This is a genomic window from Flavobacterium sp. CG_23.5, assembly GCF_017875765.1.
Classification (GTDB): domain Bacteria; phylum Bacteroidota; class Bacteroidia; order Flavobacteriales; family Flavobacteriaceae; genus Flavobacterium.
Window position 1 is genome coordinate 666834 of record NZ_JAGGNA010000001.1, and the last position, 12791, is coordinate 679624.

The 12791-nt window shown below is 31.1% G+C and carries 15 protein-coding genes; 8 read left to right on the forward strand and 7 right to left on the reverse strand.

Features of this window, described 5'->3' with window-relative positions; translation table 11 throughout:
* The first annotated feature begins 49 nt into the window (after nt 1-49).
* Nucleotides 50-760: a DUF4339 domain-containing protein gene (locus H4V97_RS02740; RefSeq protein ID WP_209548833.1), complete on the forward strand. Its 711-nt coding sequence runs from the start codon at nt 50-52 to the stop codon at nt 758-760.
* Between the two features lie 89 nt (nt 761-849).
* On the opposite strand, the gene H4V97_RS02745 is transcribed toward H4V97_RS02740, so the two are convergent.
* The 3 genes from H4V97_RS02745 to H4V97_RS02755 form a co-directional block, all read right to left on the reverse strand.
* On the reverse strand, nt 850-1443 hold the full coding sequence (locus H4V97_RS02745) for a 2OG-Fe(II) oxygenase (protein ID WP_209548834.1): 594 nt from the start codon (nt 1441-1443) through the stop codon (nt 850-852).
* A 163-nt stretch (nt 1444-1606) separates the two neighbouring features.
* On the reverse strand, nt 1607-3070 hold the full coding sequence (locus H4V97_RS02750) for an AAA family ATPase (RefSeq protein ID WP_209548835.1): 1464 nt from the start codon (nt 3068-3070) through the stop codon (nt 1607-1609).
* A gap of 33 nt (nt 3071-3103) precedes the next feature.
* Nucleotides 3104-4222, reverse strand: a complete 1119-nt coding sequence (locus H4V97_RS02755) for a vWA domain-containing protein (protein WP_209548836.1) — start codon at nt 4220-4222, stop codon at nt 3104-3106.
* Between the two features lie 414 nt (nt 4223-4636).
* Here H4V97_RS02755 and H4V97_RS02760 point away from each other — a divergent pair, with 414 nt between their 5' ends.
* Complete coding sequence (locus tag H4V97_RS02760) at nt 4637-5116, forward strand: hypothetical protein (protein ID WP_209548837.1); 480 nt, start codon at nt 4637-4639, stop codon at nt 5114-5116.
* 204 nt (nt 5117-5320) lie between these two features.
* Here H4V97_RS02760 and H4V97_RS02765 read toward each other — a convergent pair whose 3' ends face one another.
* Genes H4V97_RS02765 through H4V97_RS02775 form a run of 3 tightly spaced genes read right to left on the reverse strand, consistent with a single transcriptional unit; the run spans nt 5321 to nt 6116 of the window.
* Entirely contained in the window at nt 5321-5701 is a 381-nt protein-coding gene (locus H4V97_RS02765) for a YchJ family protein (protein WP_209548838.1), read from the reverse strand.
* Between the two features lie 20 nt (nt 5702-5721).
* Nucleotides 5722-5952: a hypothetical protein gene (locus H4V97_RS02770; protein ID WP_196851067.1), complete on the reverse strand. Its 231-nt coding sequence runs from the start codon at nt 5950-5952 to the stop codon at nt 5722-5724.
* A gap of 11 nt (nt 5953-5963) precedes the next feature.
* A complete protein-coding gene (locus tag H4V97_RS02775; RefSeq protein WP_196851066.1) occupies nt 5964-6116 on the reverse strand; it encodes a hypothetical protein in 153 nt (50 codons plus the stop codon).
* Between the two features lie 401 nt (nt 6117-6517).
* On the opposite strand from H4V97_RS02775, the gene H4V97_RS02780 reads away from it, so the two are divergent.
* Both H4V97_RS02780 and H4V97_RS02785 read left to right on the forward strand, forming a co-directional pair.
* The gene (locus H4V97_RS02780; protein WP_209548839.1) at nt 6518-9361 is read left to right on the forward strand and encodes a PAS domain S-box protein; all 2844 of its coding nucleotides are present in this window, start codon (nt 6518-6520) and stop codon (nt 9359-9361) included.
* Nucleotides 9358-9753 (forward strand): response regulator, encoded by a 396-nt coding sequence (locus tag H4V97_RS02785; protein WP_209548840.1) that lies wholly within the window; start codon nt 9358-9360, stop codon nt 9751-9753. The genes H4V97_RS02780 and H4V97_RS02785 overlap by 4 nt, the downstream gene beginning before the upstream one ends.
* A gap of 9 nt (nt 9754-9762) precedes the next feature.
* Here H4V97_RS02785 and H4V97_RS02790 read toward each other — a convergent pair whose 3' ends face one another.
* On the reverse strand, nt 9763-10308 hold the full coding sequence (locus H4V97_RS02790; protein ID WP_209548841.1) for a hypothetical protein: 546 nt from the start codon (nt 10306-10308) through the stop codon (nt 9763-9765).
* 91 nt (nt 10309-10399) lie between these two features.
* On the opposite strand from H4V97_RS02790, the gene H4V97_RS02795 reads away from it, so the two are divergent.
* The 4 genes from H4V97_RS02795 (at nt 10400) to H4V97_RS02810 (ending at nt 12788) form a co-directional block, all read left to right on the forward strand.
* Nucleotides 10400-10648 (forward strand): hypothetical protein, encoded by a 249-nt coding sequence (locus H4V97_RS02795; protein WP_196851062.1) that lies wholly within the window; start codon nt 10400-10402, stop codon nt 10646-10648.
* A gap of 176 nt (nt 10649-10824) precedes the next feature.
* Entirely contained in the window at nt 10825-11265 is a 441-nt protein-coding gene (locus H4V97_RS02800) for a KTSC domain-containing protein (protein ID WP_196851061.1), read from the forward strand.
* Between the two features lie 170 nt (nt 11266-11435).
* Nucleotides 11436-11672: a hypothetical protein gene (locus H4V97_RS02805; RefSeq protein WP_196851060.1), complete on the forward strand. Its 237-nt coding sequence runs from the start codon at nt 11436-11438 to the stop codon at nt 11670-11672.
* A gap of 339 nt (nt 11673-12011) precedes the next feature.
* On the forward strand, nt 12012-12788 hold the full coding sequence (locus H4V97_RS02810) for a DUF4369 domain-containing protein (protein ID WP_196851059.1): 777 nt from the start codon (nt 12012-12014) through the stop codon (nt 12786-12788).
* Nucleotides 12789-12791 lie beyond the last annotated feature (3 nt).

The window sequence follows — 12791 nt, forward strand, 5'->3', positions numbered from 1 at the left end:
GAAAATTAAAAATATTGTAAATTCATAAATAATTAAGCATCAATAATAAATGAATTCCTATTACCTACATAACGGCGTTGAAAGTAGTGGTCCTTTTGATTTAAACGAACTGAAAGCCAAATCAATTAAAAAGACGACACCTGTTTGGTGTGAAGGCATGGAGAATTGGAAAAATGCTGGAGAAGTCATGGAATTACAATCTATTTTAAGAGTAGTTCCTCCGCCTATAAAATCTTTTCAACCAGCACCTGAATTAGAAGAAACTGACGATAATCCTAAAATTTTAGGGGTGGATAAGATGCTTTTTTTTATCCTTTGTGGGCTTTTAGTGTTAATTATTGGAACTGTTAGCTTTAAAATTTTTGATGAAAACAGAAGTTCCGATTTAGAACAGAAAAATAGTATAACTGAAAAAAATAATCAACAATTTCAACTGCAAGAAAAAAAAATTGAGGAGCAAAAAAATCTCATAGCAGAACAAGAGCGCATAGAATTCGATAGGCTTACAAAAGAAAGAAAAGAAAATCTGAGCAACAGATTATTGGAAATAAAAAGAAAACTGGCTATTGATTTCAGTAATTTGGCTCAAGCAAAAAATAAAATGAGTGAGGCAAATGACTTTCAGTTCTTAAGAACTACTGATGAAAGGGATGAAGATATAAATTCCGTTCAAACTGAAATTGAAAATTTAAAAATTGATATAGGAAATCTAAAAACAGAAATGGATCAGATATATTTAGAACTGGAAAAAATAAAGTAAGATAAATTTGATATTTGCTTTTCACTTCATTCTTTAATTTTACCATTTTTACAATTAAGCTAGTGAAATTTAGTCAATAAAATAGGTCATTAATCACACTTCAACCATCCCGTAATGCTCATTCTAGTGTTTTGAGTTACCAAAACTTCATGAACTAATTCGTCACTTTTGAAAAATATCGTTTTGCCTTGAGTTGGTGAAATTTTCTGGTTATTGTTTTCCTGATGAATTAACAACTCACCTCCGTCACTTTCTTGCCAATTGCTATTCAAATAACTAATCATCGAGTATTTTCGGCTCGGATTATTTTTGAACTGGTCTAAATGTTTTAGATAAAAATCACCTTTTTCGTATAAAGAGTAATGAAACTCATAGCCTGTAATTCCAGTATAACAACTTAGATTTAAATAGTCAATAAAGTCTTCTATTTGAGCAAAGAACTCGTTCTCGAAGGCATTATTATGCTTTTTATCCAACCAATATATAGAATCACTTCTCACCGCACTATCATAAGAAACAGCTTCTGAATTGCCGGTTCCAGCATCTACTAACAAACTTTGTTGTTTTAGATCAAGTAAATTTTGCTTTAAGCTATTGGCCAAAGCATCACTCAAAAAATGTTCAGATATACCAACTTTATTTTCAATATAAGAGGCAATTAAATCCTCAAAATTATTTTCCATTTTATTTTTTGACGACTGCAAATACGGTCAACGGGACAAGGTAAACTAAATAAAACCGGTAATACCTCATTATGAAATAAATAAAATTATTTCTTTAGCTTTTCAATACAATTGCTAAAAATGAAAAAGGGTTTAGAAATGAATCCAAACCCTTTTTATTATTTTATAATTTACTGATATAACTTCCATAAATATCTTTGAACTGATACCCTTCGGAAAAACGGTCTTTACTCAGTTTTTTATATTCTACCAATCCCCATAATATAAATTCTTTCATGAAGAATTTATCTTCTTTTTCGAGTTGTGGTTGGTATTTCTTGATTAATATTTCGAGAGGCACAATACTTCCCAAGATTCTTTCATAATCTTCATCGGAACAATCATCTAATAACTCGAAACCACTTTCGGCAAAAAACCAATCAATAATATCTGAATAAGCTGTTTTATCGCCTTGTTTTTCCAGTTTTTCAATCTTTGGAAAATAAGCCGGAAAGAAAGTGTGAATCGCATCACCTAATAAATGTTGAGCTACAACAGCGGCTCCCTCCTGCTCTCCTTCGTAAACTAATTCGACTTTTCCAGTAATCGCAGGAATAATTCCCATGAAATCAGACAGACGCAATGTAGTTTTATCTTGGCCAGATCGTAAAGCACGACGTTCCGCAGTACTTAATAAATTCTCTAAAGCCGTAATACTCAATCTGGCACTTACACCACTTTTATTGTCAATATACTCACTCTCACGAGCTTCAAAACTTATTTGTTCCAATAAATCTCTTGCCAAGGAAGGAACATAAACCATATCGCTTTGTGCGCTGTCTAATTTGGCTTCCTGTTCTGTAATTGTTCTGGCAATTTTTATCGTATCGGGATAATGCGTTAAGATCTGGGAACCAATTCTGTCTTTCAATGGCGTTACAATACTACCGCGATTGGTATAATCCTCTGGATTGGCAGTGAAAACAAATTGCATATCCAGTGGCATTCTCAACTTGAAACCACGAATTTGTATATCTCCTTCCTGCAAAATATTGAATAAAGCCACTTGAATTCTCGCTTGTAAATCAGGCAATTCGTTGATGACAAAAATACAACGATTCGCTCGTGGAATCATCCCAAAATGGATCACCCGATCATCAGCATAAGAAAGTTTCAAATTTGCTGCTTTAATAGGGTCAACATCACCTATTAAATCCGCAACGGTAACATCTGGCGTGGCTAATTTTTCAAAAAAACGATCGCTTCTGTGCAACCATGAAATGGGAGTTTCATCTCCTTTTTCGGCAATTATGTCTTTGGCAAAACGCGAAATCGGTTTTAATGGATCGTCATTAATTTCTGAACCAGTCACAAACGGAATATATTCGTCCAACAATTCGATCATTTTGCGAGCCAATCTCGTTTTGGCTTGACCACGAAGACCCAATAAATTAATGTTATGACGAGATAAAATCGCTCGCTCCAATTCGGGAATAACAGTATTCTCAAATCCGTGAACGCCTTCAAACGTTGGCTTTCCTGATTTGATTTTTTCTCTTAGATTCGAGCGCAATTCATCTTTAATACTTTTAGTTTCGTATCCTGATTTTTTTAATTCTCCTAATGTTTTTATATTTTCTATTTTCATTTTTTTTATTGCTATTGTCATTGTAATTGACCTTTATTTAATTCTCTTCTTCCTATTCGTTTCATAATCTTCAAAAATCATTTCACCTAAACCTTTCAATCCGGTATAAAATGCTTTCCCTTGATTGGCCTCCGTAAACTTATTCACAAACTGTTGCAAATAAGGATCATTGGCAATCATAAAAGTAGTTATTGGAATGTGCAATTTACGGGCTTGCTGCGCCTGACTGTAGCATTTATCTACAATGTATTCGTCCAGACCGTTGCTGTTCATATAATAAGTACCATCTTTTTCACGAACACAACTTGGTTTCCCATCCGTAATCATGAAAATTTGTTTGTTGGTGTTGCGTTTTCGGCGAAGTAAATCCATAGCTAACTGCAAACCGGCAACCGTATTGGTATGAAAAGGTCCTACTTTTAGATAAGGTAAATCTTTGATTGCAATTGTCCAAGCATCATTTCCAAAAACTAATATATCTAAAGTATCTTTTGGATAACGTGTCGTAATTAGCTCTGCTAGAGCCATTGCTACTTTTTTGGCTGGGGTAATTCGATCTTCACCATACAAAATCATACTGTGGCTAATATCAATCATCAAAACGGTACTCATTTGCGATTTGAATTGGGTTTCTTCGACAACCAAATCATTTTCGGTCAACATAAAACTGTCAACTCCATTGTTGATTTGGGCATTTCGTAAACTTTCAGTCAATGAAATCCGTTCCAGTCCATCTCCAAAATGAAATTCTCGAAATTCACCGGTATGTTCATCACCATTTCCAGCGTGTTTGGTCTTGTGATTCCCGCTTCCGCTGCGCTTTAAATTTCCAAAAATATTATCTAATGCCTGCTGCCGAATGGCCCGCTCGGTTTTTGAAGTAATTCCAATTCCTGAACTTCCGTCTTCCTTAAGTTCATCACGGATGTATCCCTTTTTCTTTAAATCTTCGATAAAATCATCAATTGTATAATGTTCATCGGTCAATTTATATTCTTTGTCTAATTCCCGCAACCAATCGATTGCTTCATCAAAATCCCCCGAAGTATGTGTGATTAATTCCTTGAAAATTCCAAAGAGTTTTTCAAATGGAGACTGATCTGGCGCTGCATATTGCTTGAAATAAAAACCTTTTTTATTGTCATTTTTCATAGTTGTTAAAATTACATCATTTTAAAATGTACTTCAATCAAACATCTATTAATTTTTAGTTAAAACAGTAAACTCAGGATATATATTTTCAAAATAATTTGGGCGTGCCCCCGCTTCCACTTGCGTTGCAGCGCGGTCGTGCTGTACGTTCTCAATCTTTTTTGGCTGAAAAACGCCAAAAAAAGGATTTCCACTGCCATCACTCACGCAAAAACGTAGAAATAACTACGCATCATAATCCAAAAAACAAACTACGCATAAAAAACCGATTAATGATTTGTAAGAAAATTTTAATATATTTGAAAGTAAAACAGACTTTCGCCAATCTACTCATGTTAGGATGAATATAAGAAGTTTGATACGTCTACACACAATTTAAATGCTATTTTCAGAAAATTCATCAAAAAACAAATTATGAATCAATATTCATTCGAGAATAATCAATTGAAATTTAAAGTTTCAAAAACACCATTCTTAGTTCGTTTAGTTCTATTTATAATTACATTTCTATGTTTTGCATTCCCATTATTTGGAATAATATTTAACATAGTTGAAGGAAACGGAATAAAGTTTGGTGGAATTTTAGCATTCGGAATATTTTATTTGTTAGGATTTTATTTATTGCGTATTAGTTTATGGAATAGTTATGGAGAAGAGACAATTCAAATTAATGAGAATAAAATAATTTACATTGCGGATTACCGTTGGTTTAAAGATGGGAAAAAAACTATTGAGAAAAATGGAGTTACTTATTCAATAAAACCTGTTGGATATGAAGAAGAGAATAATGGTATTCTTGTAATCTCAAATGGAAAATCAGAAATTGAATCGGCAGTAAAAATACCAAAAAAAAATCTTGAAAAATTGATAAGTATAATACAAAACGAAATATAATATCTTCGCTTGTGCCCGCAAATACACTGAAATAAAGAGGTAAAGTGCTAATTTTTTTTTTTTAAAAATTTGGCACATGACATAATAGTTATACCAAAACGCTGTTTAGATAATTTATATGAAATAGATTATACGCGCAAGCGTAACATTTGCGCTAGCGGAACAAAGTAAAACGAACTATTATTTCTTTCACTGAATTAAAAATCAAAAGAATTTTCCATCCACATAAAACCAACTCCCATTTTCGAGTTTGAAAGTGGAAAGTTCGTGATGAATTTGGTTTTGTAGTTTGCTGTCCAAAAAGTATGCTTTGAACTCTACTGTATTTTCTGTGGCAGTAATAATTTCCAGTTTTTGCCATTTATTACTTGCGGCCCATTGAAGAATATCAGATTTGGAATAGTGTTTCCTTTCAGAAATATGGGTAGTTTCCATTAAATATGCCGCTTGAAGTGTGGCGTAAGCTGAGTAACGGGATTGCATTAAGGCTAAAGCAGTTGGAACGTTATGAGTTCCGTAAATATACGGTTCACAACATTCTTTAAACGTATTTAAAGAACCACAAAAGCATCTTGTTAATGTCATTTTATATTCTACTATTTAGATTAAAGTTGTCCATCTAGTGCAACGATCCTTTTGTGCAATTTATTCAACAATACTTGATAATGACTGATTTCTTTAAGATCTTCATCATCGTCAGAAAAATCTAGTAATTCGTCTAATTCATCACTCACTTCAACTAATTTATTGTTAGCTTCTATTCGGTTTTTGTTAGCGATTAAATCAATGATTTCCTGAACGTTATTTTTAATTGCATCGAATTTATCTTTTTCCATATTTCAGTTATTTAACTATTGTCAGCAGAATTACTATCGTTGAATTTTTTTACTATGTGCTTTAATTTTTCTTTGCGATCTCTCTCAGCTTGCTTTGCTTTGTCTTGCGCTTTATGCAGTTTATCGTTGTGTTTCTTAATATTTCCTTCGTTATTTCTGCTCATATTCATTCTATTTTATTCTTATGAAATAATTAATTCATAAGATTCGTTTTTATTTTAATCGTATCGCCTTCTATTTTGAATCCAAACAGGATTGCAAAGTTCGGGTTTATTATTGAATTTCAGATTATTTTATTTTTCTATACTATTAGTTTGGTTATCGATATTGAATATTCCTTGTCTTTTATTTTAATAATTGTATCTGCGTTATTTATAATTTAAAAATAAATCAAATCGCTTCATTGAAAATTTAACTTTTAAATTTTATCTTAAAAAGTATTTATGTAACATCTTCACGTAAATAATATAGTTTCTCAACATTAATCTTTTGCTTTTTTAACTTTTATATATATATTTATAAGTTTTAAAGAAAACAGCTTCTAAGGGAGTTTCAAATTTTATAAATGAAGTCAGCAATTAAACGGTCAAAATTTATCACTTGGTTTTTAAATAAGCCCAAAACTACAGGTCTAATAATATTTATTTTTATGAGCTGTATTGTTGGTTATATCGTTTATCAACAATACCGAATTATAAAAGAAGATGAGCGTAGGGAGATGGATAACACCTTACAAATTGTTTATCAAAATATCGAACAATCCCTCAAAAACTGTTATACCACTACCTTGACTTTGGCGCTAACCATTAATAATAAGGGTATCCCTGAAAACTTTGACAACATTGGTAAAAAACTATTGGAATCAAACCATAGCATCAGCGCAGTTCAATTAGTTCCTAATGGAGTGATCAAGTACACCTATCCCAAAAAGGAAAATGAATCCGCATTAAATTTAAATATTTTAACTACACCTTATCTTAGGGACGAAGCTTTAAAATCAATTAAAACGCAAAAAATGTATTTTGCAGGCCCCCTAAAATTAAAACAAGGTGGGGTTGGAATTGTTGGTCGGTTTCCCGTATTTCAGAATAATAAATTTTGGGGATTTTCTGCCGTAATTATGAAATTTAAAGACTTATTGGAATTTTCAGGTAGTAATAATATTAATAATTCAAAATATTATTTTCAGTTATCAAAGAAAAATCCGGTGACACAAAAGGAAATTTATTACTTACCAAATAAAAGCGATTTTTCTAAAAAATATAATATTTCGGTATCGATTCCTGATGGCAACTGGAAATTATACCTAATATCTAAACATCAGAATTATTTGTATTCTCAAATTTTAATTCCTGGAATTATAGGTCTGATTGTAGCCGCACTTTTTGGATTTTTGATTTACACTTTATTAAAAATCCGCGAAGAACTGCAGTCTTTGGTAACTATTCAAGCAACAAAACTTCTTAATTCTGAAATAAAATTTGAGGCAATTTTTGATCAGGCAGCAGTAGGAATAGCTCATATAGATTCATTTACAGGCAATTTTATTGAGATAAATAATCAATATTGTAAATTATTAGGATACTCAGAGCAAGAAATGAAAGAGCGGAATTTTCAATCCGTAACCCACCCTGAAGATTTAGAAGAAGATTTAATGAATTTTGAAAAACTCCGGGATGGAAAAATCGCAGCGTATTCTATGGAAAAACGGTATTGCACAAAAGCGGGTGCCGTTGTTTGGATAAATCTTACAGTATCACCACTCTTTAAAAAAGACAAAAAAGTGACAACCCATATCGCTATTGTTGAAGATATTTCATTAAAAAAAGAAGCTGAGAAATCAATCAAAAAAAGTGAAGCCCGATTCAAAAGTCTATTTGAAGATTCACCAATCCCTTTATGGGAAAAAGATTTCTCTGAGGTAAAAAAGTATTTACAGGAACTAAATTTCATCAATAATGACCCAGAAACAATTTCTACGTATTTCCACAAGAACCCTGAAGTAACAGTAAAATGTATTTCTTTAGTTCAAATCATTGATGTCAATGATGCATGTCTTACGCTTTATCAGGTTGAAACCAAAGAGGAAATAGCAACAAGATTTCCTACATTAATAAATACCGACTATTCAAAAGCTTTTGTAAAAATATTAATAGCGATTACGCAAGGTCAAAAACAGGTTTTTATTGATTCTGTGATACAAAATTCAATAGGTGAAAATATCGACGTAAATTTAAGATGGAATATAATTCGAGGATATGAAAAAACATTAGGACGAATAATTGTTTCTACCGAAGATATTACAGAACGAAAAACTTCAGAAAAAATTATTCTCGATTCACAACAAAGGACTGAATCGCTAATCAATACTATTGATGGGATTGTTTGGGAATGCAAAATTGCAACCTTTTCATTTACATTCATCAGTAAAAAAGTAGAAGAAATATTGGGCTACACCTCCGAGGAATGGTTAGCGAGTAAAACTTTTTGGGCAGACCACATCTATTCGGAAGATAGAGAATGGACCATTAATTACTGTGTTTTAAAAACCAATGAAAATTTAAATCATGATTTTGAGTATCGAATGATTGCCAAAAACGGAGCAGTTGTGTGGCTGAGAGATATTGTGACTGTTGTTTTTGAAAATGGTATTGCCATAGGTTTACGTGGTATTATGATTGATATTACTAAGACTAAAAAAGCAGATGAAGATTTGAATAATTCCTTCAATATGGTCACGGAGCAAAATAAAAGACTACTAAATTTCTCTTATATTGTGTCCCATAATCTACGATCGCATACCAGTAATATTTCGTCAATTATGGCATTAATCGAAATGTCAGAATCAGAGGAAGAAAGAAACGAGATGATACAATTATTGAAATCTATCTCTAATTCATTGAATGAAACTATGCTTCATTTAAACGAAGTGATAAATATCAGAACAAATATTGGTTTAGTATCTGAATCACTAAATCTAAAACAATATATTGATACAGCGCAAAATGTCCTTACCGAACAAATAGCCCTAAACAATGTTTCGATTAACACGGTTGTGCCAAATGATGTAATGGTAAATTACAATCCAGCCTATCTCGAAAGTATTTTGTACAATATCATTTCTAATTCCATTCGGTATAGACATCCGGAGCGCAAACCCGTTATTTTAATAAAATGGATTAAGGAAAATGATATGAATGTACTTCAAATTTCAGATAATGGTGTGGGAATTGACCTTGTAAAGAATGCTGATAAAATTTTCGGGATGTATAAAACTTTTAGCAATAACGCAGATTCAAAAGGAATTGGGCTCTTTATTACCAAAAACCAAATTGACGCAATGGGAGGAAATATAACCGTAGAAAGTGAGCCAAATATCGGGACTACATTCAAAATCTACATACAATGAGAAAAAAAACTATCTGGGTTATAGATGATGATGCTATTTACCAAATCATCGTCAATAAAATTATACAAAAATCTGAGATGTTCTCCGCTATTTCATCTTTCAAAAATGGCAAAGAAGCAATAGATGTTGTAACAAATTCATTAAATAACTGTGAATCACTTCCTGATATAATATTGCTCGATATTAACATGCCTATTATGGATGGGTGGGAATTTATGGAAGAATTAGAGACTTTAAAATCATCAATTACTAAACAAATTATTGTTTATATTGTAAGCTCCTCAATTGCAATAGAAGATAAAAACAAATCAAAAACGTACCCCGATATATTGGGATATTTATCAAAACCTATAAACATAAATGATTTAGTATTAATTGCCTCAAATGATTAATGAGAGGAGTTAAACCATTTCTCTTTTTATTTCCTCCAAAGTTCTATTGGTAAAGATTAATTCGTCAATAATTTGTTTTCGTAAAACATCCAAATCATCGTATTCAAAATATTTAGCCCAAGAAGTCAAAGTAAAAAGATTCCTGATTTGTTTAATTTTTTTGGCCGTTTCAAAACTTGTTCTAAGAATGGCCTTCTTATCATAATTAGGATTGTTTTTATGTTGATAGTTGACCGTTTTTTTGATATAATCCGCTTCCAAATAATATAATTCATCCACGTCATTATCAGAATAGAAATTCGACCAAGATGCAAAACCCAATTTAATTTTTGATTCGGATTCCGGTTCTAAAGGTTCTAAACGCCATTTACTATTGGCCAATCGACCCCAATGATTTGACAAACGATACATTCCAGATTTAGAATAATAATAACTACTCCCCGATTTACTTTGGTATTGCACTACCAATCCTTTTAAACTGCTTGACGACACTTCATGGAACACACAAAAGGTGTTTTTAAATGAATTAGGATTGGGACGAAAAATTTTTTCCATAAAACAAAGGTAATCAGAAAGTCTAAAATAGAACAAGACAAAAAATATTTGATTAACTTTGCCAACTTGAATTTCAATAAAAAAATAGATTATGACCAAAGCTTCAGAAGAAAAAATGTTACAAAAAGGAATATATACCGGAATAATTGAAAAAGATGAAAACAACAATTTTTTTTGTGGTGAATATCTTTTAGATTACAAAATGGTTATGGCTAAACACGCTGTTGGCGATATGATTACAATCAAATCCATAATAGAGAATCCAAGTGATATTAGCTATAATAAATATCAGAAAAAGTCAAAAAACTTTGATAAAGCAAATAATAAACCACAACAATAAAAAGTTTGCAGCCCTCTTTTTTCTTTCAATAACCATAAATAACACCCACTTTTTTTTGAATATTTTTTCGTCATAAACTAAAAAGTTAAAAAAAAGTGTACCTTTGCAAAAAATTTGTCGATTTTGAAATCAAATTATATTGATTTTATATTAAAAGACAAGTAGTTACAATATTTATGAAAAAAATAGTTGAATACCGCAAACTGCTAAATGTAGACAAAACTGCAGAGCTTAAAGATTTGAAAACAATTTACCGTAACGCTATGAAAGAGGCGCATCCTGACAAATTTCAGGGCGACGAAGCTGGATTAAAAGCGGCGGAAGAAAATAGTAAAAAAATTATTGAAGCGTATCATTTCTTGGTAAGCATCAATCCAGAAACGCTAAAACAAAACTTACCAGAATATACAGAAACAATTGCTACCGCAACAATTTCAGATTATAAGTTTGTTGAAGGTAGATTAATTATAAACTTTTCTAATGGTAGTGTATACGAATATATTAGTGTTCCAAAAGCAACTTATGTGAAAATGGTTAATGCAGATTCTCCTGGAAGATTTGCAAAAAGACATATTCTTAATTCTTTTACTTGGAGAAAAACAATTAACCAAGATTAATTTTTTTAAGAAAAAATATTCTGAGCACCCTCCAAAAAGGGTGCTTTTTTATTTCAAAACTGTTTTGAAAACTGTTCTTTACAACCATTTAAAAAAAACAAACTTGCATAATACACTTATTTGTAATATTTTAGCTTCCCCAAATAATTATAAACCTACAAATAACAATTATGAATGACCCTTGCCAATTATTTAAATCCCAATATAAAAAAGCAAAAGAAATGCTGGATATTCTGCAAAAACAGAAATCTGAAATAGAATATAATCTTGAATCGAATCCTATATCTGCTGATTTAAACAAACAATTAAGGGAAATTAATTTAGACATTAAGATTACTGTAAATGAATTAGAACATGCTAATTACAGTATTGAAAAATGTGAAATTAATCAATCTAACTTGATATAAGAAGCCCAACAACGTTGGTTGTTTAAATTTTTAATTACTCTTTAATTTTAATTTCTCTAAAGGTTTTTATTATTTTAGGACATCTCGTGTAGCTATATTTTGCATAATCATAAGTAAAAAACACTTATGTTTCATTCTAAAATTTTAATAATCAATACGTTGCAAATCTGTAGTTTTTTTTAAAATCACTTCGTAATAAAAACTCAAATTATTCCTTTTTTATAGGTTTCAGATCCTTATTAAGAATAAAAAACTATAACAAAAATTTATGTACTAAAATTATTTATAATTTATTTTTTTAAATACTTTTGCTGACTTAACTTAATTAACTAATTAATAATGAAAAAAATAATTTTATTACTTTCGGCTACTGTTGTTTTAATTTCTTGTAGCAAAGTTGGCAAAGGTGAATACCTAATTTCAGGGACTGCAACAGGAATTGAAAATGGTAAAACTATCATTCTACAAACTCAAAATGAAAATGGTCAAGGAATGATTGCAAAAGATACTGTAAAAGTTGAAAATGGCAAATTTGAAATGAAAGGAAAAATTACAGAACCATCCTTTTATACTATTCAATTAGAAGGTGCACAAGCTCCATTGCCATTCATTTTAGAAAATGGAGAAGTTACTATCGCAATAAATAAGGATAGTGTCCAAAATTCTAAAGTTTCAGGAACATATAACAATGATGAATATGTGACTTTCAATAAGGACATTACTAAAGTTCAAAAGAAATTAGTGGATTTCCAAAGCAAAAACATGCAAGCAATGAACGCTGCTCAACAATCCAAAGATACTGTTGTAATCAATGGATTAATGAAAGAGTTTTCTAAGATTCAACTTGAAGTTGGAGAAGCTTCAAAAGCTAAATATGTAGCTTATGCTGAAACTCACCCAAAATCATTTATTTCTGCTTTAATCATCCAAGGAATGTTAAACGATCCTACTGCCGATGTTAAAAAATCAGAAAAAATATTCAATAGTTTAGATGAGTCTTTAAAAAGTACTAAACCAGGTAAAGCAATTAAAACAAGACTTGCTGAATTGAAATCTCCTGCAATGGGAGCGACTCCACCAATGGCGCCTGCTGCTCCTGCAGCTGAAGCTAAATGAAGA